The sequence below is a fragment of the Streptomyces sp. NPDC002403 genome, from assembly GCF_053593015.1.
In genome coordinates, this window is the sequence record NZ_JBSFBQ010000025.1 from 16,270 (window position 1) to 37,061 (window position 20,792).

Here is a 20,792-nt window from a genome sequence, read left to right on the forward strand (position 1 = left end):
CGTCGGGGCCCAGGCCGAGCGGCCGCACGCCCCCGTAAGACTTAGGAGGATATCCAGGCCTTGACGGTTCCGGCCAAGCCGTTGCGGGCGCGCGTCGTCCCCCGGACCGGGCGAGCGGTCACGCGTCCCGCTTCTTGAGCACGAGATAGCCGCCGATCAGCGCGGCCGCCACCCAGGCGACCAGGATCCCGAGCCCTCCCCACGGCCCGTACGGAGCCGGGTTGCTGTTCATGGCGTCGGGCACCACCTGCATGATCTTGGAGCCCGCCTGGTCGGGGAAGTAGCGGGCGACCTTCTTCGCCCCCGGGACCGCCGACAGGATCTGGGAGACCAGGAAGAAGAACGGCATCAGGATGCCGAGCGACAGCATGGAGCTGCGCAGCATCGTCGCCACGCCCATCGAGAAGATCCCGATCAGGCCCATGTAGATGCCACCGCCGACGACGGCGCGCAGGACGTTCTCCGCGCCGATGCCCGTGCGGTGCTCGCCGAGCAGCGCCTGCCCGAGGAAGAACGAGACGAAGCTGGTCGCGATGCCGACCACCAGGGCCAGCAGACCGGCCACCGTGACCTTGCTGAACAGGAAGGAACCACGCTGGGGCACGGCCGCCAGCGAGGTGCGGATCATGCCGGAGCTGTACTCCGTACCGACCACCAGTACACCGAAGACGACCATGGCCAGCTGGCCGAGGACCATGCCGGAGAAGCTGATGAGGGTCGGGTCGAAGGTGGCCCGCTGCGCCATCGGGAGGTCGTCGAACTGGGCGTTCATCAGGGCGCAGAGCGCCGCGCTCATCGCGACGGTGACGACGAACGCGGAGATCAGCGTCCAGACGGTCGAGGAGACCGTACGGATCTTGGTCCACTCGGAGGTCAGGACCGCGGGTACCGATGCCATCGTCGTCACACCTCCCTGCCGGCGCTGTCACCGGTCCGCTGGTTCCACTGTTCGCCCCACTGCGGGCCCGCGGGCGGTGGCGCCGCGGCATGGTCCGAGTGCGCGTGGTACTCCACGGAGTCCGCCGTCATCTGCATGAACGCTTCCTCCAGGGAGGCCCGCTGGGCACTCAGCTCATGCAGCACGATCTGGTGCCGCGCGGCGAGCTCGCCCAGTGCCTCGGTCGTGGCGCCGTCGATCTCCAGCGTGCCGCTTCCCGTCTCGATCACGATCAGGCCCGCCTCGTGCAGCACGTCGCGCAGCCGTTCCTGCTGCGGCGAGCGCAGCCGTACGTAACTGCGGGAGTTCTGGTGGATGAAATCGGCCATCGAGGTGTCGGCGAGCAGCCGGCCCTGGCCGATCACGATCAAATGGTCGGCGGTGAGGGCCATTTCGCTCATCAGATGGCTGGAGACGAAGATCGTCCGGCCCTCCGCGGCGAGCGACTTCATCAGATTGCGGATCCAGTGGATGCCTTCGGGGTCCAGGCCGTTGACCGGCTCGTCGAAGAGCAGCACCTGCGGGTCGCCGAGCAGCGCCGCCGCGATCCCGAGCCGCTGGCCCATGCCGAGCGAGAACCCCTTCGACTTCTTCTTCGCCACCGCGGTCAGACCCACGGTGTCCAGGACCTCGGCGACCCGGGTCTCCGGGATGCGATTGCTCTGCGCGAGGCAGAGCAGGTTGTTGTACGCGCTGCGCCCGCCGTGCATCGACTTGGCGTCCAGCAGCGCCCCGATGTACTTCAGGGGTTCCTCGAGGTCGCGGTAGTGCTTGCCGTCGATGCGCACCGAGCCGCTGGTCGGGTTGTCGAGATCGAGCATCATCCGCATCGTCGTGGATTTGCCCGCCCCGTTGGGCCCCAGAAAGCCCGTCACCATTCCTGGTCTGACCCGGCAGGAGAGCCGGTCGACGGCAACCTTGTTGCCGAAGCGCTTGGTGAGGCCATCGAGCTCGATCATGCGTTCACGCTAGAACGGCCGCGCGCCCGGCGCCACCACAAGGGGTGGAACCGGGCGCGCAAGGGGTACAGCTGGCGTACTCGGGGTCAGCGGCCCTGCTGAGCCGGGACGCCACGGGTGACCGGCTCGTCGTCGGCGGGGGTGCCGGCGGCGGCGACCGCGGCACCGGTCAGCGTGGCCAGCATCTCGCGGACGTTGGTCAGCTGGGCGTTGATCGAGTCGCGGCGGTTGGTGAGCGCCGCCAGCTCGCGCTCCGATTCGCTGCGGATCCGGTCGGCCTTGGCGTTCGCGTCGGCCACGATGTCCTCGGACTGGCGCTGTGCGGTCTCCACCGTCTGGCGGGCCCGGCGCTCGGCGTCCGTACGGAGCTTCTCGGCCTCCAGGCGGAGCTGCTCGGCGCGGTGCTCGATCTCGGCGAGACGCTTCTCGGCCTTGGCCTGACGGGACGCGAGGTCGCGCTCCGACTGGTCGCGGCGCTTGGCGAGGTTGGTCTCGAAGTCCGCGGCGGCCTGGGCGGCCTTGGCGCGGGTCTCCTCGAAGAGGGCATCCGCCTCCTCGCGCTTCTGCGCGGCGTCCTTCTGAGCCTCCGTGCGCAGCGAGCCGGCCTCACCCTTGGCCTTCTCGACGATCCGGACGCCCTCGTCCTCGGCCTTCGCCTTGCGCTCGGCGGCGAACGTCTCGGCGTCGTTGCGCACCTGCTGGGCGGCCGACTCGGCGAGCTCGCGGTGCTGCTCGGCGGCGCGACGGGCCTCCTCGCGCAGGTCCTTCGCCTCCTCCTCGGCCAGGCGGAGGATCTTCTCCACACGCGCGCCGAGACCGGCGTACGACGGCTCCGCGTCGTTGACCTGGGCCTGGGCGTTCTGCGTCTCGAGGTGGAGCTCCTCGATGCGCTTTTCCAGAGACGTGATGCGGGTCAGGGCACTATCACGGTCGGCGACGAGCTTGGTAATGCGGTCATCCACCTGACCGCGGTCGTATCCACGTCGCACGAGCTCGAAGCCGAAGGGGGAGGAAGGGTCGCTCATGGGGTTCCTGTCGAATGAGACCGGTGAGGTGTTAGGGGGAATCCTAGGGGCCGGAACGGCGTGTCATCGAGCGGATGCCCTTTTGATCTGGAGAATGACACCTCTTTTGAGTGGCTAACCCCCGCAGGTCTTGCCACTCGGAGGGTTGAACGTTCCTGTCGAAGCACGGGAACTGACAAGGTGACTACCCCTCGGACGACTTGCCACTCGATCGAGTGCCCGCCGCGGCCCCGGCCTTGACGTTACCGGAGGAACCGCCCGAGCCCTTGCCGCCGGCCGCCGGCGTCTCGAAGGACTCCAACGCCTCCAACACGTCCTGGACGCGGGAGATCTCGGTGTTGATGTCCTCGCGCCGGCGCACCAGCAGATCGAGCTCGCGCTTGCCCTCGTCGACCGTGTGCTTCGCCTCGGCCTCGGCGTCGGCCCGCAGCTTCTCGGCCTCGCGGACCAGCGTGGCCTTCTTCTGCTCGGCCTCCTTCAGCAGCGACTCGGCCCGCTTCACCGCGGCGATCCGGACCTTGCTCGCCTCCGAATTGGCGTCCGCCAGCAGCTCCTTGGCCTTGGCCGCCGCCTCGTCGCGCTGCTCCGTCGCCGCCTTCATCAGGTTGTCGACGCGCTCGCCCGCCGTCTTCATCTGCTCGGAGGTCTCCCGCCGGGCCCGGTCGTGCAGTTCCTCGATCTCGCCCTCGATCCGGGCCCGCAGCTCCTCGGCCCGTTCCCGGATCGCCGTGGCGTCCCGGCGCGCGCCGACCAGCAGCTCGTCCGCGTCCGTACGGGCCTGCTCCACCAGGGAGTTGCCCTCGACGGTCGCCTCCGAGGTGATCCGCACGGCCTCCTTGCGGGCCACGCCGACCATCGTGTCGGCCTGTTCCTCGGCCTCGGTGGCGGCGCGCAACGCCTCCTCCTGTGCCTTGCCGACCAGTTGATCGGCCTGCTCCGCGGCATCGGCCCGGCGCTTGGCCGCCGCCTCCCGCGCCTCGTCGAGCAGCCGGTCCGCCTCCTGGCGGGCCTCCGTGCGCAGCTGCTCGGCCGCGGCCTCCGCCTCGGCGCGCACCCGCTCCGCCTCCTCGCGGGTACGGGCCGCGTGCTCCTGCGCCGAGCCGACGGTGGCCGCCGCCTCCGCGCGCAGCCGCTCGGCCTCGTCCACGGCCTCGCCCGAGAGCCGGGCCGCCTGCTGCTTCGCCTCGTCGACCAGCGCGGTGGCCTGCTGCGTCGCCTCCTCCACGCGCTGGGTGGCCTGCTGCGTCGACTCCGTGCCGATCCGCTCGGCCTCGCTCGTCGCCTCGCCCACCAGCCGGTCGGCCTGGGCCGCGGCGTCGGAACGCATCCGGTTGGCGTCCTCGCGGGCCTCGGCGCGGCTGCGCGACGCGTCCTGCTCGGCCGAGGCCAGCGCGTCGGAGGCCTCGGTACGCATCCGCTGGCTGTACTCGGCGGTGTCCGCCCGCAGCCGCTCCGACTCCGTGATCGCGTCCGCGACGGTCCGCTCGGCCATCGCCTTCGCGGCCTCGGACTCCTCCTGCGCCTCCCGGCGGATCCGGGCCGCGTCCTCGCCGGCCCGCTCCCGCTCCGCGTGCGCGTCGGCGCGGACCCGGTCCGCCTCCTCCTGCGCCTCGGACTTCGTCCGCTCCGCGACGTGCTCGGCGGTCGAGCGCAGCCCGGCGATCTCCTCCTCGGCCTGCTCCTGCAGCCCGCTGACCGAATCCCGCACCTGCTGGGCGGTCTGCTCGGCCGCGGAGACCAGCTCGGCCGCCCGGCTGTCCGCCTCCTCGACCAGCCGCTGTGCCTCGGCCTGCGCCTGCTCGACCCGCTTGCGGGCGGAGGCGAGCAGCTCCTCGCTCTGCTCCCGGGCCCGCTCGCGCTCCTGGTTCGCCTCGGTGCGTGCCGCGTCGAGGGTCTCCTCGGCCTCCCGGCGGCGCCGTGAGGCCTCCTCCTGGGCGGCGGCCAGCGCCTCGGCGGCCTCCGTGGCGACCCGGTCCGCGGCGGCGGCGGCCTCGGACCGCACCCGGTCGGCGCTCTCCTGCGCCTCGGACTTCAGCCGCTCGGCCTCGGCCGCGGCCTCGGAGCGCAGCCGTACGGCGACGGACTCGCCCTCCGCACGCGACTGCGACGCGTCCGCAGCGGCCTCGTCACGCAGCCGCTCCGCCTCGGTCTCCGCCTGCTCGCGCAGCGTCCGGATCCGCTCGGCGGCCTCCGCACGCAGCCGCTCGGACTCCTCGTTCGTCTCGCGCCGGATGCGCTCGGCCTCGGCGCGCGCATCCGTGAGTTCCTGCTCGGAGGTGGCGACCTTGGTCTCCGCCTCGGTGTGCAGCCGGGTCAGCTCCTCGGCCGCCTCCGCCTGCCGGGCCGCGACCGCGCGCTCGGTCTCCTCGCGCAGCCCGGACGCCGCCTGCTCGGCCGCGGCGGTGGTCGCGCCGGCCAGCTCCTCGGAGTCGGTACGCAGCTGCTCGGCCTCGGCACGGGCGCGTTCCAGGGCCTCCTCGGCCTGCTTGCGCAGCGCACCGGCCCGCTCGGCCGCCTCGGTGCGGACCCGCTCGCTCTCGGTGCCCGCGGCGCCGCGCAGCTCCTCCGCGTCCGCCTTTGCCTTGGCCAGCAGCTCCTCGGCGGTCTTCGCGCCCTCCTCGATCTGCTGGACGGCCTCGCGGCGGGCCTCACCGCGGATCCGCTCGCCCTCGGCGACCGCCTCGGAGCGCAGCTGCTCGGCCTCGCCGCGCAGCCTGCGCGCCTCCTCCTGCAGCTCGACCGTCTTGGCCCGGTACTCCTTGGTGTCGTCCTTGGCCGCGCCCTTGAGCTGATCGGCCTGCTCGGCGGCCTCGCCGCGCAGCCGGTCCGCCTCGGCCTCCGCCTCGCGGCGGATCCGGTCGGCCTCCTCGCTCGCCGCCCTGGTGGTGGACCTGGCGTCCTCGGACGCCTTGGTCAGCACCTCCTCGGCGCTCCTGGCGGCCTTGGCGAGCTGGGCCGCGGTGTCCTCGGCGGCGGCCGTGCGGGCCTTCTCGGACGCCTCGGACTTCAGCCGGTCCGCCTCGGCCCGCGCGTCGGCGAGCGCCTGCTCGGCCTCCGCCTTGAGCGTCTCGGCGTCCTTGGTCGCCTCGCCGACCAGCCGGGCGATCTCCGACTTGGCCGTACGGGTGCGCTGCTCGTTCTGCGACTCGGCGGCGGCCAGCCGCTTGACCGCGGCCTCCTTCGCCTCGGCGGTGACCTTCTCGGCCTCCAGCCGGGCCTCGCGCAGCTGGGTCTCGGCCTCCTGCATGCGCTGCTCGGCGGTCCGGTTCAGCTCGGCGGTACGCTGCCGGGTCTGCTCGGTCTCGGCCGTCGTCGACGTACGCAGCTGCTCGGCGTGGCTGGTGGCCTCCTGCGCCTGGCTGGAGGCGGCGTCCAGCAGCCGCTCGGCGTCCTTGCGGGCGCGCAGCAGGATCGCCTCGGCCTCGCTCCGGGCCGACTCCGCCTCGGAACCCAGCCGCTGCCGGGTCTCCTCCGCCAGCCGGTTCGCCTCGGCGCGCGCGGCCGTCAGGGACTGTTCGGCCTCGGCCCGCGACTCCTCCAGCAGCCGGCGGGCCTGGGACTCCGTCCTGGCCCTGAGCTGCTCGGCCCAGGCGACGTTCTCGTTGACATGGGACTCGACGGTCTGGCGGCGCTCCGCCAGCTCCTGGTCGAGCCGCTGGCGCCGCTGCACCGCCTCGTTGTGCAGCTCGGCCTGGAGCCGGGCCTGGTGCTCGGCGTGCTCCTGGAGGATCCGCTGCGTCTGCGCGCGGGCGTCGCGGAGCTCCCGCTCGGCGTCGGTGCGCAGCTGTTCCGCCTGGATCTGGGCGTTACGGAGCAACTGCTCGGCCTGGTAGCCGATGTCCGCGCTGTCGTACGCGGGACGGGTCGCGAGATTGCGCCGAGCCTCGTGCAGCTTGGCGCGCAAGACCTCGACCTGGTAACCGAGGTCCTCGGCGTGCTGGACGGCCTTCTCCCGGTCGGTCTTCAGCCGGTCCATCTCGGCTTCGAACCGCGAGAGATGGTCGTCTTCAGCTCGGTGGCTCTCCTGGCGTTCGTAGCCCCGCACTGCGCGGTCCCATCCGTCCCCTGGTCGCAACTCTCCAACGAGTACCGTTCACCGGTGAACGGTCCCCCGGGGAATGGTGACAGATCAACGGCTGGGGACGCGGCGCGGCCCCGACCCGGCCCCGGCCCGGAACAGCCCACTCTACCGGGCCAGGTATCCGGAGGTCAGTGCTCCGCTGCGGACGTGACCAGTTCGGTGAGGACTCCGTGGCAGTCCTTGGGGTGCAGGAAGGTGATCCGGGACCCCATGGAACCCGTCCTGGGCTCCTCGTACAGCACCCTGACCCCCTTCTCCCGGATGTCCGCGGAATCGGCGTCGACATCCGCGGTGCCGAAGGCGATGTGGTGGACGCCCTCCCCGTTCTTCGCCAGCCACTTGCCGACGGCCGAGTCCTCCCGGGTCGGCTCCAGGAGCTGGAGGTAGGAAGCGCCACCGTCGGACGTATCGTTGATCTTGAGCATGGCCTCCCGTACGCCCTGCTCCTCGTTGATCTCGGAATGGAACACCTCGAACCCGTAGGTCGAGCGGTAGAACTCGACGGTCCTGTCGAGGTCGAAACAGGCGATCCCGATGTGGTCGATTCGCGTCAGCATGGAACCAGTGCAACGCCACACGGATGGTTACGCAACGTGCGCGCCGTCACACCCGCTGCCGGATGACGGGCGAGGTACCGCTCAGTACATTCAAGTAAACCCTCGTTCACTCCTCATCCCAAGGGGCGCCCCTCATGTCTGGAACGACCGGTACCACCTCAGTGATCGTCGCGGGCGCGCGTACGCCCATGGGCCGCCTCCTCGGCTCGCTGAAGAGCTTCTCCGGCGCCGACCTCGGCGGCTTCGCCATCAAGGCCGCGCTGGACCGGGCCGGCATCGGCGGCGACCAGGTCGAGTACGTGATCATGGGCCAGGTGCTGCAGGCCGGCGCGGGGCAGATCCCGGCGCGCCAGGCCGCCGTCAAGGCGGGCATCCCGATGAACGTCCCCGCGCTCACCGTGAACAAGGTGTGCCTCTCCGGGCTCGACGCGATCGCCCTCGCCGACCAGCTGATCCGCGCCGGTGAGTTCGACGTCGTCGTCGCCGGCGGCCAGGAGTCCATGACCAACGCCCCGCACCTGCTCCCCAAGTCCCGCGAGGGCCACAAGTACGGCGCGATCGAGATGCTCGACTCCATGGCGTACGACGGTCTGACCGACGCCTACGAGAACATCCCGATGGGCGAGTCCACCGAGAAGCACAACTCCCGTCTCGGGCTGAGCCGCGCCGACCAGGACGAGATCGGCGCCCTCTCGCACCAGCGCGCCGCCGCGGCCCAGAAGAACGGCCTCTTCGAGGCCGAGATCACCCCGGTCGAGATCCCGCAGCGCAAGGGCGACCCGGTCCTCTTCGCCAAGGACGAGGGCATCCGCCCGGAGACGACCGTGGAGTCCCTCGGCAAGCTGCGCCCGGCGTTCGCCAAGGACGGCACGATCACCGCGGGCACCTCCTCGCAGATCTCCGACGGCGCCGCCGCGGTCGTCGTCATGAGCAAGGCCAAGGCCGAGGAGCTGGGCCTGGACTGGATCGCCGAGATCGGCGCCCACGGCAATGTGGCGGGCCCGGACAACTCGCTCCAGTCGCAGCCGTCCAACGCCATCAAGCACGCCCTCAAGAAGGAGGGCCTGGAAGTGGCGGACCTCGACCTCATCGAGATCAACGAGGCCTTCGCCGCGGTCGCCGTCCAGTCGATGAAGGACCTCGGCGTCACCCCGGAGAAGGTGAACGTCAACGGCGGCGCCATCGCGCTGGGTCACCCCATCGGCATGTCCGGCGCCCGCGTGGTGCTGCACCTGGCGCTGGAGCTGAAGCGGCGCGGCGGCGGCACCGGTGCGGCGGCGCTGTGCGGCGGCGGCGGCCAGGGCGACGCACTGATCATCCGCGTTCCGGGCAAGTAACAGGCAGTACGCGGTACACGTAGAGCACCCAGCGAGTGAACGGAGCGGTGATGGTGGACGTCCCCACCCTGGTCGAGCAGGCACGTGCGGGCCGGCCGCGGGCCGTGGCCCGGCTCATCTCCCTGGTGGAGGGGGCGTCGCCGCAGCTGCGCGAGGTGATGGCGGCCCTGGCGCCGCTGACCGGCAACGCGTACGTCGTCGGCCTGACCGGCTCACCAGGTGTCGGCAAGTCGACATCGACGTCGGCGCTGGTCTCGGCGTACCGGCGGGCCGGCAAGCGGGTCGGCGTCCTGGCCGTCGACCCGTCCTCGCCGTTCTCCGGCGGGGCGCTCCTCGGTGACCGGGTCCGGATGTCGGAGCACGCCTCCGACCCGGGCGTCTACATCCGGTCCATGGCCACCCGCGGCCATCTGGGCGGCCTCGCCTGGTCGGCACCGCAGGCGATCCGGGTGCTGGACGCGGCGGGCTGCGAGGTGATCCTCGTGGAGACGGTCGGCGTCGGTCAGTCGGAGGTGGAGATCGCCTCCCAGGCCGACACCTCCGTCGTCCTGCTGGCCCCCGGCATGGGCGACGGCATCCAGGCGGCGAAGGCCGGAATCCTGGAGATCGGCGACGTGTACGTCGTCAACAAGGCCGACCGGGACGGCGCGGACGCCACCGCGCGCGAGCTCAACCACATGCTGGGCCTCGGCGAATCGAGGGGCCCGGGCGACTGGCGGCCGCCGATCGTGAAGACGGTCGCCGCCCGGGGCGAGGGCATCGACGAGGTCGTCGAGGCGCTGGAGAAGCACCGGGCGTGGATGGAGGAGCACGGGGTGCTCGCCGAGCGGCGCACGGCGCGTGCGGCCCACGAGGTCGAGACCATCGCCGTGACCCGGCTGCGCGAGCGGATCGGCGACCTCCACGGCGACCGCCACCTCGGCGCGCTGGCCGAACGCATCGTGGCGGGCGGCCTCGACCCGTACGCGGCGGCGGACGAACTGGTGGCGGGACTCACCGGCGAGGTGTGATCCGAAGGGACGGCCGGGCGGGTCCGGAGCGGCGTGCGGGCCGCTTCCGGACCCGCCCGGCCGTGCGTTCCGGCCGTTCCGCCCGGCGCTGCCGGGCATGACGTGTCCGTGGCAGGATTGCCGCCGGATGCGCACGGGGGTGTCCGCCGATTCATGCGTACCGACGGGGGGAGTGGCGCATGCTGGGTCCGCTGCGGGAGGACTCGCCGAGACGGATCGGTCCGTACGGGATACGGGCCAGGCTCGGCGCGGGCGGCATGGGGGAGGTCTTCCTCGGTGTCAGGGACGGCGGCGGTGAACCGGTCGCCGTCAAGACCGTCCGCCGCGACGTGGCCAAGGACCCCGGATTCCGCAGCCGATTCCGCCGCGAGATCACCGTCGCCCGGTCCGTCGCCGGACCCCATCTCGCCCCGCTGCTCGACGGGGACGCCGACGCCGAGGTGCCCTGGCTCGCCACCGGATACGTGGCCGGGCCCGACCTGTCCGCCGCCGTCCGCCGGGCGGGGGCGATGGACGAGGCCGAGGTACGGATGCTCGGCGCCGGACTCGCCCGCGCCCTGTCGGCCGTGCACGCGGCCGGGATCGTCCACCGCGACGTGAAGCCCGGCAATGTGATGCTCGCGGCGGACGGCCCCCGCCTGATCGACTTCGGGATCGCCCGCGACTTCGGCGCGACCCCGCTCACCACCACCAGCCGCATGGTCGGCAGCCCGTCCTTCATGTCCCCGGAACACGTGGCGGGCAGCGGACGCGTCGTCCCCGCCTCGGACGTCTTCTGTCTCGCCTCCGTGCTCTGCCACGCCGTCACCGGACGCGACCCCTTCGGCGACGGGCCGGTCGCCGCCGTGCTCTACCGGGTCAAGTACGTCGAGGCCGATCTCGACGACGTTCCGGACGTGCTGCGGGCCGTACTGGACCGCTGCCTGGTCGCCGACCCGGCCGCCCGCCCGGCCGCCGCCGAACTCGCGGAGCTGCTCGACGCCGGAGCGGCGGACCGGTGGCCGGACCCGGTGACGCAGCACATCGCCGAGCACGGGCGCGAACTGGCCCGGGTCGTCGCGCTGGGCGGCCCGCTGCTGCCGGGGTACACCCCGACCGAGGTGACCGCCGACAGCCGGCCCGCGCTCCACCAGCTGCCCACCCAGGGCCCCGGTCCCGTCCAGGCCCCGCCCGCCGCCCCCGACCCGCACAGCACACCCACCCAGGGGCCCGGTCTCGCCCCGCCCGCCTTGGGCACCACCCAGGCACCGCCATCCCGCCGCTCCCGTCGTGCCCTGGCCCTCTCCCTGGCCGCGCTGATCGTGCTGGGCGCGGCGACCGGAGGGATCCTGGCCTGGCGCAACAACCAGAAGGCCCCCGGAGGGACCGCGCGCGGGGGCGGGGCACCCGCCGTCCGCATCGTGGCGGGCGTGGACGAGAACGGCGGCCCGGACGCCTCGGGCACGGTCCCGTACGGCCGCGATGTCCGTCCGGCGGGGTGGAAGAAACCCTGGAAGGGGAAGTTCGCCGGATCGCCGATCGGCTGCGCCGCGGGGCGCGACGTGGTGGTCTGCCGGAAGGCCGACGGCACGTACGAAGCCCTGTCGGCGGCGGACGGGCACCGGATGTGGACGCTGGACACGGGGGAGACGTCCCGTGCCGCGGGCTGGGGGCCGACCGGCCAGTTCTTCATGCCGGCCAGCGCCACCCGTCCCGCCGTGTACGACGACGCCGTGCTGCTCGCCGCCGGTTACCGTCTGCAGGCGCTGGACGCGCGCACGGGGAAGGTCCGCTGGGAGACCCGGTCGGGCGGCGCGCAGAGCCTGGAGAGCGCGCCGCTGGTCGTCGGCGGCCTGGTCCTCGCCTCCACCACCTGGTCCTCCGAGGGGGCCGAGCTCGCCGCCTACGACCTGGGCAACGGCAGGCAGAAGTGGCACGAGTCCCTCTCCGCCAAGGACATCGCCAAGGCCCAGCGGGGCAATTTCTGGCCGGTCGCCACCGACGGCGAGGTGGTCTACGCGATCGGTCTGGACGGCCCGAAGGCGTTCCGTCCCAAGGACGGCGCGCGGCTCGGCACGGCGGAGGGCGGGAGTGCGTCGTGCGGGGACGTGCGGCTGCGGGGCCCGTACGCCTACTGCACCACCTACGCCCGCAACGGCGACTCCTCCGGCGTCGGCACCGACATGACCGTGCGCCGGATGTCGGCGGGCACGCTCAAGGAACAGGGCAAGGTCCCGGTGGACCCCGCGTTCGTCGCCGGGGCGGACGTCAACGCGCTCGACGACCGGGTGGTGGTCATCCGCCGCGGCAACAAGTACGTGCCGGAGGTGCCCGACGAGCTGGTCGTCGTCGGCCGCGAGAACGGCCGGACCCTCGGTCGCTTCCCGCTGGCCGTGAAGGCGGGCGAGGGCATGAGCGACCCGTCCTCCGACGCCCTGATCGTCGCGGACACCATCGTGTGGGCGGACAGCACGACGCTCTGCACCGTCCCGGTCCGCCCCGACGGCACCCTCGGCGCCCTGGTCAGGACCCGCCTCGTGGGCGCCCCGGGCCCGAGCCGCACGCCCGACTACGACATGGCGGACGGCATCCAGCTGGACAAGGAGCTGAACGACCCGCAGGTGCTGCCGGTCGGCGGCGTCGTCCATGTCGTGTACGACGACGGCACCACGCTCTCCGTACCGCTGCCCGAGTGAACGACGGACCGCCCGAGGGGACCGCGCAGTGATCGAGCCGCTTCCACCCGGCAGAGCCCGGCTGATCGGCCCGTACCAGCTTCTCGGACTGCTGGGCGCGGGCGGCATGGGCGAGGTGTACCTGGCCCGCCCCGCCGGTGCCCCGGACCCGTACGACGGGCTGGTCGCGCTGAAGACCGTCCGTGCCGATCTCGACCTGGACGACGGCTTCCGCATCCGCTTCCGGCGTGAGATCGACGCGGCGGGCGCCGTGCGCAGCCCGCACTCCGCGTCCCTTGTCGGCGGCGACGCGGGCAGCCGGCTGCCCTGGCTGGCGACCGAGTACGTCCCCGGCCCCTCGCTCGCCGAGGCGGTGATCCACGGCGGTCCGATGCCCGAGCCGGTGGTCCGTGAGATGGGCGCCGGTCTCGCCCGCGCGCTCGCCGACATGCACGCCGTACGCGTACTCCACCGCGACCTCAAGCCGGGCAACGTACTGCTCGGCGCCGACGGGCCGAAGGTGATCGACTTCGGGATCGCCCAGGCCTTCGACGCCACCCAGCTCACCCGGACCGGGGTGGTGGTCGGCAGCCCCGGCTACATCTCGCCCGAGCACGTCAACGGCTCACGGGCGCTCGTACCCGCGTCGGACGTCTTCTGCCTCGGTGCGGTGCTCGCCTTCGCGGCGACCGGCCGGGGCCCGTTCGACGACTCCGACATGGCCGCCGTGATCTTCCGGATCGCCCAGGGCGAGGCCGAACTCTCCCGCGTGCCACCGCAGTTGCGCGCGGTGATCGAGGAGTGCCTGCGCAGTGAGGCCGAGGCCCGCCCGACGCCCCAGCAGCTGGCCGAGCTGCTGCTGCCGGTCCCCGCGCCCCGAGGAGCCTTCCCCTGGACACAGGCGGTACGGGGGCAGCTCGCCGCGCACGCGGCGGCGGCGCGCGCCGTCGCGGCGGCAGTCGCGCCGGCCGCCGCCGCACCGCCCGCCCCGCTCGCCGCACCGCACCCCGGCGGTCCCGCCCTCGCCCCGACGCCCGTCGTGCCGGTGGCCGTACCGGGTGACCGGCGGGGCAACAAGGGGCTGTGGATCGCGTCGGCGGCAGCGGCCACGGTGGTGTGCGTGGTGCTGGGCGCGGTGCTGCTGCCGGGGCTCTTCGAGGGGGACGGCGGAGGCGGTGACGACGCGGGCGGCGGTGCGCGGCCGACCGCTTCCGCCTCGGACGCCGCGCGGGCGAAGGCGGGACCGGCAGTCATTCCGGGCGCGGACGCGGGCCACACCGGGGACTTCGGGGCGGCCGGCACCGATGTCTCCAGTAAGCCGGCGGGCTGGAAGGCGTGGAAGACCAGGGTCGAGAACGGATCGGTGGAGTGCGTACTCGCGGATACCTCCCTGGTCTGCGGCGGCCCGCAGCGCATCACCGTGCTGGACGCCGCGAACGGCAAGCAGCGCTGGCGGACCGAGCCGGGCAGGCCGGGCAGTGGACCGGCCTCGGTGGCCGCCGTCATCGGCACCACCGTCTACGCCTTCCACGAAGGTGCGCTGGTGGCGCTCGGCCTGGACGACGGTACGCGGAAGTGGCGGGAGCCGCTGCCCGAAGGCACCCGGGTGACCGGCTCCGTCCAGTCCGGCGGAGTCCTGTACTACGCCACGAGGGCCACCGGCACGGGCGCGGCCAGGATCCTCGCCCACCAGCTCACCGGCGGGCAGACCCACAAGTGGGACAAGCCGTGGGACGACCCGGCAGCCGAGGCGGAACTGTCGTTCGCGGACGGTCGGCTCGTCGCGGTCGGAGACGGTGTCACCGTCCTCAAGGGCGCGGACGGCGCACGGCTGGCAGCCATCGGTGCCGGTGACATCGCCTGCCGTACGCCGGTCCTGAAGGGCAAGGAACTCCTCTGCGCGGGCTCGAACGGCCTGACGGTCGTCGATGTGACGGCCCCGCAGAACCGCCGCATGCTCGCCGACGGCGTGGACATCGCCTACCGGCCCGTCGTGTCGCGGGACGGCAGGGTCGTGGTGAGCAGCCGGACGCGGGCGTACGCGTTCGGCCTGGCCGACGGGAGGCAGTACTGGGCGACGTACGACGGCGGCGAGACGCTGCACGACGGGGGCGTGCCTGCCGTGGCCGGCGACAAGGCCGTTGTCGTGAAGGAGCAGAACATCGTCGCGTTCGCCATGGACTCCGAGGGAGAGGCGGAGAACGCGGGCTCGCGCCTTCCCACGAACTGGCCCGCCGGGAAACAGGACCCCGCGTCGATCTCGTACCTCGCCCGGGGCGACGCGATGTTCCTGGGCTTCGGCGACGGGACGGTCATCTCCGTCTACGTGCCCTAGGGGCATTCGTTCGGATCGTGCCGGGCTCGCGGGGCCCGGCACGCGCACTCGCCGCGTTGTCGTCAGTCGCCGGGGCTCCGCCCCGACTCCCTCCTCCGCCTTGCGAGCGCACGCACCGGGTCCCGCTCCCCGATCCGGCCCGATCCCAGACGAAAGACCCTAGTCGTCGTCCCCGTCACGGTCGTCGTCGTGGCCGTCGTCCGACCGGTCCACCGTCACCTTGCCCGTGCCCGCGTCGACGTTCAGCTCGTGCCGCTTGCCGTCCTTGCCCCGGACGTCGACCTCCCAGTGCGGCGCCGCGCCGCTCCGGTCGTCGTGGTCGTCCTCCAGGTCGACCGAGGTGACCGTCCCCGGGTTCGCCTTCAGCGCGGCGTCGACCGCCGCGTCCGGCGACACCCGGGCCGAGCGGGGCGCGTGCCGGTCGCGGTCGTCGTCATCGTCGGAGACGTGCTTGCCGAGCACCTTGCCGTTGCCCGCGTCCACCGTCACGTCGTGCCAGGCCTTGTCGGAGCCGTACACGTCGAGCTCCCAGACGAGCCCGCCGTCCTCGTCGTCCAGCTCGGCCTCGGTGACCGTGCCGGGGACGGCCTCGACGGCGGCCGCGATCGCTTCCTGCACGCCGACCCGGGCGGTGTCACCGCTCTTCGCACTGGACCGGGACCCGTGGTCGTGGCCGTCGTCGCCCGCGAAGGCGACCGCCGTGGCTGCCCCGCCGCCGGCGAGCACGGCCGCGGTGACGGCGGCGATGACGATCTTGCGCTTCATGAGGGTTCCTCCCCGATCGGGTGGCCGGTTTCGACGAGGACCACATTGCCGGGGTGATGCTGAACGCAGCCTGAAGCCACCTGAAGGCGTCTTCAGGTTCGGTTTGCGACCCTGTGCGCATGCGCCTGTTGATCGTGGAGGACGAGAAGCGGCTCGCGACGGCCCTGGCCGCGGGGCTCACCGCCGAGGGCTTCGCCGTGGACGTGGTCCACGACGGCCTCGAAGGGCTGCACCGGGCCGCCGAGGGCGCGTACGACCTCGTCGTCCTCGACATCATGCTGCCCGGGATGAACGGCTACCGCGTCTGCGCCGCCCTGCGCGCCGCCGGGCACGAGACGCCGATCCTGATGCTGACGGCGAAGGACGGGGAGTACGACGAGGCGGAGGGCCTCGACACCGGGGCCGACGACTACCTGACCAAGCCCTTCTCGTACGTCGTGCTGGTGGCCAGGATCCGGGCGCTGCTGCGGCGCCGGGGCGGCGGCTCCGGTTCGCCGGTGGTCACCGTCGGCGCCCTGCGCATGGACACCGCCGCCCGCCGCGTCCACCTCGGCGAAGCCGAAATCACCCTCACCACCAAGGAGTTCGCGGTGCTGGAGCAGCTCGCGCTGCGGTCCGGCCAGGTGGTGAGCAAGGCGGACATCCTCGAACACGTCTGGGACTTCGCCTACGACGGCGACCCGAACATCGTCGAGGTGTACGTGAGCGCGCTGCGCCGCAAGCTCGGCGCGGCCGCCATCCGCACGGTGCGCGGCGCCGGATACCGGCTGGAGGCGCTGTGAGATCGGTACGGGCCAGGGCCGCGCTCGGCGCCACCGTGGTGGTCGCCCTCGCGCTGATCGGCGCCGGGCTCTCCGTGCTCCTCGTCCTGCGCGCCAACCTCACCGGCCAGGCAGGGCTGCAGGCCGAGGTGGTGGCCCGGGAGGTGGCCGGTCAGCTGGCCCTCGACGTGCCGTACGACCGGCTGGAGATGCGCGACGAGGAGGACCATCCGGTCCAGGTGACCGACGAGGACGGGCGGGTCGTCGCCGTCTCCAAGGACCTCCAGGCGATCTCCGGCACCGGCACCGACCGGGTCACACCGCTCCCGTCACCGACCGCCGGGGCATCCGGCGGCGGGAGCGACGACGACAACGGGGGCGACGACAACGGGCGCGACGACGGCGGCGATGACGACGACCGCGCCACCCCCGCCCCCGGCCGCGGTGAAGTCGACTCCGACGAACCGGACTTCGGCAACGGCACCGCCACCGTCGACGGCGAGACGGCCGACTACCGTTTCGCGTCCGTGCAGGCGACCACCCCCGCCGGGGTGACCCTGACCGTCCACGCGGGCGCCCCGCTGGCCGCCGAACAGGAGGCCGTGGGCACGGTGCGCGGCGCGATGCTGATCGGGCTGCCGGTGCTGCTGCTCGTCGTCGCCGGGGTGACCTGGCTGGTGACCCGGCGGGCGCTGCGCCCGGTCGAGGGCATCCGGCGCGAGATGGCCGCGATCACCGCCTCGGAGGACCTGAGCCGGCGGGTGCCGGAGCCCGGCTCGCGCGACGAGATCGCCCGGCTGGCCCGTACGACCAACGAGACGCTCACCGCCCTGGAGGCCTCCGTCGAGCGGCAGCGGCGGTTCGTCGCGGACGCCTCGCACGAACTGCGCAGCCCGATCGCCTCGCTGCGCACGCAGCTGGAGGTGGGCGCGGCCCACCCGGAGCTGCTGGACGTGCCGGGCGCGGTCGCCGACACCGTACGGCTCCAAACGCTGGCCGCCGATCTCCTGCTGCTGGCCAGGCTGGACGCGGGGGAGCGGCCGGGGCTCGCGGCGCTGGACCTGGGCGCGCTGGTCCGCGAGGAGGTCTCGCAGCGCACCGGGGACCGGATCGCCGTGGCGGTCTCGGTGCCGGACCCCGGGCGGCTCGAAGTGGCCGGTTCGCGCGGGCAGTTGGCGCGGGTGATCGGCAATCTGCTGGACAACGCCGAGCGTCACGCGCGCAGCACGGTGACGGTCTCGGTGCGCGCGGCGGAACGGGGCGGTGTGGTCGTCGCCGTCAGCGACGACGGGGCGGGAGTGCCGCCCCAGGAGCGGGAGCGGATCTTCGAGCGCTTCGTACGGCTCGACGACGCCCGCACCCGGGACGACGGCGGCGCGGGCCTGGGCCTGGCCATCGCCCGGGACGTGGCCGTCCGGCACGGCGGGCGGCTGACGGTGGACGGTGCGCGGGAGGGCGGCGCCCGGTTCGAGCTCTGGCTGCCCGGAGCCCGCTGAACGCCGCCCGGCGCCGGGGTCACACCTTGCCGCGTCGTCCCCGGAGGTGTTCCGCGACCGGGGTCAGCGCCGCGTGCAGGTCCGCCAGCGCCTGGGGTGTCAGCAGGTCAATGAAGTGCTTGCGGACCGAGGCCACGTGGTGCGGTGCCACCTTGCGCATCGTCTCCGCTCCGTCCTCGGTGAGGACCGCGTACAGACCCCGCCGGTCGGACTCGCAGTTCTCCCTGCGGACCAGGCCCGCGGTCTCCATACGGGTGATCTGGTGCGAGAGCCTGCTCTTGGACTGCAGCGTCGCGGCGGCGAGGTCGCTCATCCGCATGCGCTGGTCGTCCGACTCCGAGAGGTTGACCAGGATCTCGTAGTCGTTGTTGGTCAGGCCGAACGGCTGGAGATCCTTCTCCAGCTGGTGCATCAGCAGCCTGCTGACGTCCAGGTGGGTGCGCCAGGCGCACTGCTCCGCGTCGTTCAGCCAGCGCGTGGCCGTCTCGGTCTCCATATATGGATTCTACCTAAGAAGTTGAAAGCCGGACGAAGTAGATGGGTGTGACGGTCGGCACCCGTCCGTCAGACGGGTCCGGGAGCGGGGTGCGGACGTTCGACGTCACACTCCGCAGACTACCGTTCACAAACCGAAGCGACGTTGGAGGTCCCCGAGCTGACCGGGCATACGGGGTGTGGCGCCAGGTTGACTCCCGCCGCCCGGGACCCCGGCCTGGCCCGGCACCGCACCCGTCGGCTGTTCGGCCATCAGGATCTCCGTCGACTGGAGCAGCACCGTGCCCGCGCCGACGAACTCGAACTGGTGCTCCTCGCCCGAGGTGCCCCCGATCCCCGTCAGTGACCGCAGCCCGCCCAGTACGCCCGTCATGTAGCCGTGGTCGTAGTGGTGGCACGGCGAGGGGCAGTCCGCCCAGCCCACCAGGGCCTGCGGGTCGACCCGCAGCGGCGGCTCCATGAAGACCACCGGCCCGTTGGAGGCGGCCACGAACTTCCCCGTACCGATCAGAGTCAGAAAACCCGGCACGATCGACTGCTTGAGTGCCAGCGACGGCTGGTACGCGAGGAGGTTGCCCGACCGGATCGTCAGATTCCCGTCGTCCAGGTCGTAGGAGTTCACATCGAAGGCCCGGTCCGCGAGCAGCATCTTGCCGCTGCCCTCGGCCACCACCCAGTCGCCGGCGTGCAGCGGTGAGTGGAAGCTCGTGCGGATCAGCCGCTCGAAGCGGCCGTGACCGACGCCGTTGAAATCGATCCGCCCGTAGTAGGCGATCATCTTGCCCTTCTGCAGGAACCACTGGCTCCCCTTGAGCTCCACGCAGAAGGTGTACGCGTTGACGTTGTCGTCCGACGGCAGCGTCATCGGGTCGAAGACCACGGGCGTGCTCACAGCTTCTCCTCCGAGGCCTGGACGTACACCGCGCCGTTTCCGCTCAGCTCCAGCTGGAACGCCTCGCCGGAGCCGCGCCCCACCATGTCGCGCCAGCCGAGCGCGGTCGAGAGCTTGTTCCGTACGTCGCCGTGGTGCGCGACGTACGCCTGCGGGTCCACATGCACGTCGCGGCCCGGGGTGATCGGCAGCTCGATCACCCCGCCGTGGGCCATCACCGCGACCGCGCCGTGGCCCTTGAGCGTGGTGGTGAACAGACCCTGCCCGGTCACCTGGCCGCGCACCATGCCCATCACGCCGCCCTGCGAGCCCATGAACATCGTGCCCTGCTGGAGCGTCCCGTCGAAGGCGAGCAGCCGGTCGGCCTCCACGTACAGGGTGTCGCCGCTCAGCTCGATCACCTGGATGTGATGGCCACCGTGGCCGAACATCACCGTTCCGCTGCCCTCGACCGTCATCAGCGGGGTCGCCTCGTTCGCCACCCGCCGGCCGATCATCGACATCACGCCGCCCTGGCCGCCCTGGATGTTCGGCGTGAACGACACCTCGCCGCGGTAGGCGAGCATCGCGCCCCGCTGGCTGTACATCTTCTGGCCGGGAACCACCGTCGCCTCGACCATCTTCGAGTTGATCTCGCGGAACGGCATCAGACATCACCCCCGATGGTGTTCCGCTCGCTCGGCTGGACGTAGACGATGCCCTCGCCCTCGAACCGGATCTGGAAGGACTCCCCGGAACCTTCGCCGATCAGCGTCCGGAAGTTCACCCCGGACTGGAGGTGCTGCTGGAGCTTGCCCTGGTGGGCGATGTAGGCGCCGGGGTCGACGAACAGCGGGTACTGGGGCGAGACCCGCAGCGCCACCGCCGAGCCGTCCGACATGATCGCCACCTGGCCGGTTCCCTCGACGGTGGTGGTGAACAGCCCGTTGCCGCTCGCCCCGCCGCGCAGGCCGGTGAAGGTGGTGCCGGTGCGCAGCCCGGCGTCGGTGCACAGCAGGTTGCTCGCCTCGACGTAGAGCTTGTCGCCGTGCAGCGGGACGAGGTTGATCTCGCTCGCGCGGTCCGCGAAATAGCAGGTGCCCTGGCCGGTCACCTCCATCACGGACATGTGCTCGCCGGTCAGGCGCCGGGTCACCATGCCGCGCAGCCCGTCACCGCCGCCGGTCATCTTCTTGAACGTCATCCGGCCGTCGTAGGCGACCATCGAGCCGTTCTTCGCCCTGACGGCGTCGCCGGCCAGATCGACGGCGAGCGTCCTGCTGCCTTGGAGTCGGAACATTGCCACGGAGCGACGTTAACGGCAGGCCCCCCGGCCGGGACAGGGCCCGAGGGAGGATCCGGCCCCCTGAACCGCCCCTGATACGCATCCGGTACCGGATGCGTACGCAACCGGGACGTATCCCCGGCGGTCCATCCGGCCCCCGGCGCCGGGAGCCGCACGCACCGATGCCACAATGGGGCGAGCTTGTGCCTGTATTCACAAGCTGT

General features: G+C 72.3%; 16 protein-coding genes. 6 read left to right on the forward strand and 10 right to left on the reverse strand.

The genetic code is table 11. The annotated features are described in order from the left end of the window. Positions 1–118 precede the first annotated feature (118 nt). From ACWCPY_RS24965 to mce, 5 genes are all read right to left on the reverse strand, one after another. Positions 119–898, reverse strand: coding sequence for an ABC transporter permease (locus ACWCPY_RS24965; protein ID WP_451268406.1), 780 nt, complete (start codon positions 896–898; stop codon positions 119–121). 5 nt (positions 899–903) lie between these two features. Then, positions 904–1,896, reverse strand: coding sequence for an ABC transporter ATP-binding protein (locus ACWCPY_RS24970; protein ID WP_451268408.1), 993 nt, complete (start codon positions 1,894–1,896; stop codon positions 904–906). A gap of 86 nt (positions 1,897–1,982) precedes the next feature. Continuing rightward, entirely contained in the window at positions 1,983–2,921 is a 939-nt protein-coding gene (locus tag ACWCPY_RS24975) for a coiled-coil domain-containing protein (RefSeq protein WP_072486740.1), read from the reverse strand. Positions 2,922–3,105: 184 nt separating this feature from the next. Then, complete coding sequence (scy, locus tag ACWCPY_RS24980) at positions 3,106–6,966, reverse strand: polarized growth protein Scy (RefSeq protein WP_451268410.1); 3,861 nt, start codon at positions 6,964–6,966, stop codon at positions 3,106–3,108. Positions 6,967–7,130: 164 nt separating this feature from the next. Further along, entirely contained in the window at positions 7,131–7,559 is a 429-nt protein-coding gene (mce, locus tag ACWCPY_RS24985; protein WP_093544046.1) for a methylmalonyl-CoA epimerase, read from the reverse strand. 134 nt (positions 7,560–7,693) lie between these two features. On the opposite strand from mce, the gene ACWCPY_RS24990 reads away from it, so the two are divergent. From ACWCPY_RS24990 to ACWCPY_RS25005, 4 genes are all read left to right on the forward strand, one after another. After that, complete coding sequence (locus ACWCPY_RS24990) at positions 7,694–8,896, forward strand: acetyl-CoA C-acetyltransferase (RefSeq protein ID WP_451268412.1); 1,203 nt, start codon at positions 7,694–7,696, stop codon at positions 8,894–8,896. A gap of 50 nt (positions 8,897–8,946) precedes the next feature. Next, complete coding sequence (meaB, locus tag ACWCPY_RS24995) at positions 8,947–9,906, forward strand: methylmalonyl Co-A mutase-associated GTPase MeaB (protein WP_451268414.1); 960 nt, start codon at positions 8,947–8,949, stop codon at positions 9,904–9,906. A 179-nt stretch (positions 9,907–10,085) separates the two neighbouring features. Then, positions 10,086–12,581, forward strand: a complete 2,496-nt coding sequence (locus tag ACWCPY_RS25000; protein WP_451268416.1) for a protein kinase domain-containing protein — start codon at positions 10,086–10,088, stop codon at positions 12,579–12,581. Positions 12,582–12,609: 28 nt separating this feature from the next. Further along, on the forward strand, positions 12,610–14,895 hold the full coding sequence (locus ACWCPY_RS25005; protein ID WP_451268418.1) for a serine/threonine-protein kinase: 2,286 nt from the start codon (positions 12,610–12,612) through the stop codon (positions 14,893–14,895). Between the two features lie 159 nt (positions 14,896–15,054). Here the strand turns inward: ACWCPY_RS25005 and ACWCPY_RS25010 are convergent, their stop codons facing one another. Further along, entirely contained in the window at positions 15,055–15,660 is a 606-nt protein-coding gene (locus ACWCPY_RS25010; RefSeq protein ID WP_451268420.1) for a PepSY domain-containing protein, read from the reverse strand. A 119-nt stretch (positions 15,661–15,779) separates the two neighbouring features. On the opposite strand from ACWCPY_RS25010, the gene ACWCPY_RS25015 reads away from it, so the two are divergent. Further along, positions 15,780–16,442 (forward strand): response regulator transcription factor, encoded by a 663-nt coding sequence (locus ACWCPY_RS25015; RefSeq protein ID WP_072486748.1) that lies wholly within the window; start codon positions 15,780–15,782, stop codon positions 16,440–16,442. Beyond that, positions 16,439–17,917, forward strand: a complete 1,479-nt coding sequence (locus ACWCPY_RS25020) for an ATP-binding protein (protein WP_451268422.1) — start codon at positions 16,439–16,441, stop codon at positions 17,915–17,917. Before ACWCPY_RS25015 ends, ACWCPY_RS25020 begins: the two co-directional genes overlap by 4 nt. Before the next feature lie 19 nt (positions 17,918–17,936). Here ACWCPY_RS25020 and ACWCPY_RS25025 read toward each other — a convergent pair whose 3' ends face one another. The 4 genes from ACWCPY_RS25025 to ACWCPY_RS25040 all read right to left on the reverse strand — a co-directional run bounded on the left by ACWCPY_RS25025 (position 17,937) and on the right by ACWCPY_RS25040 (position 20,583). Next, positions 17,937–18,413, reverse strand: a complete 477-nt coding sequence (locus ACWCPY_RS25025; RefSeq protein ID WP_451268424.1) for a MarR family winged helix-turn-helix transcriptional regulator — start codon at positions 18,411–18,413, stop codon at positions 17,937–17,939. A 126-nt stretch (positions 18,414–18,539) separates the two neighbouring features. Further along, positions 18,540–19,304 carry an AIM24 family protein gene (locus ACWCPY_RS25030; RefSeq protein ID WP_451268426.1) on the reverse strand — a complete coding sequence of 255 codons (765 nt, stop codon included), beginning with the start codon at positions 19,302–19,304 and terminating at the stop codon, positions 18,540–18,542. Then, positions 19,301–19,951, reverse strand: a complete 651-nt coding sequence (locus ACWCPY_RS25035) for an AIM24 family protein (protein WP_451268428.1) — start codon at positions 19,949–19,951, stop codon at positions 19,301–19,303. Before ACWCPY_RS25035 ends, ACWCPY_RS25030 begins: the two co-directional genes overlap by 4 nt. Continuing rightward, positions 19,951–20,583: an AIM24 family protein gene (locus tag ACWCPY_RS25040; protein WP_451268550.1), complete on the reverse strand. Its 633-nt coding sequence runs from the start codon at positions 20,581–20,583 to the stop codon at positions 19,951–19,953. The genes ACWCPY_RS25035 and ACWCPY_RS25040 overlap by 1 nt, the downstream gene beginning before the upstream one ends. Positions 20,584–20,792 lie beyond the last annotated feature (209 nt).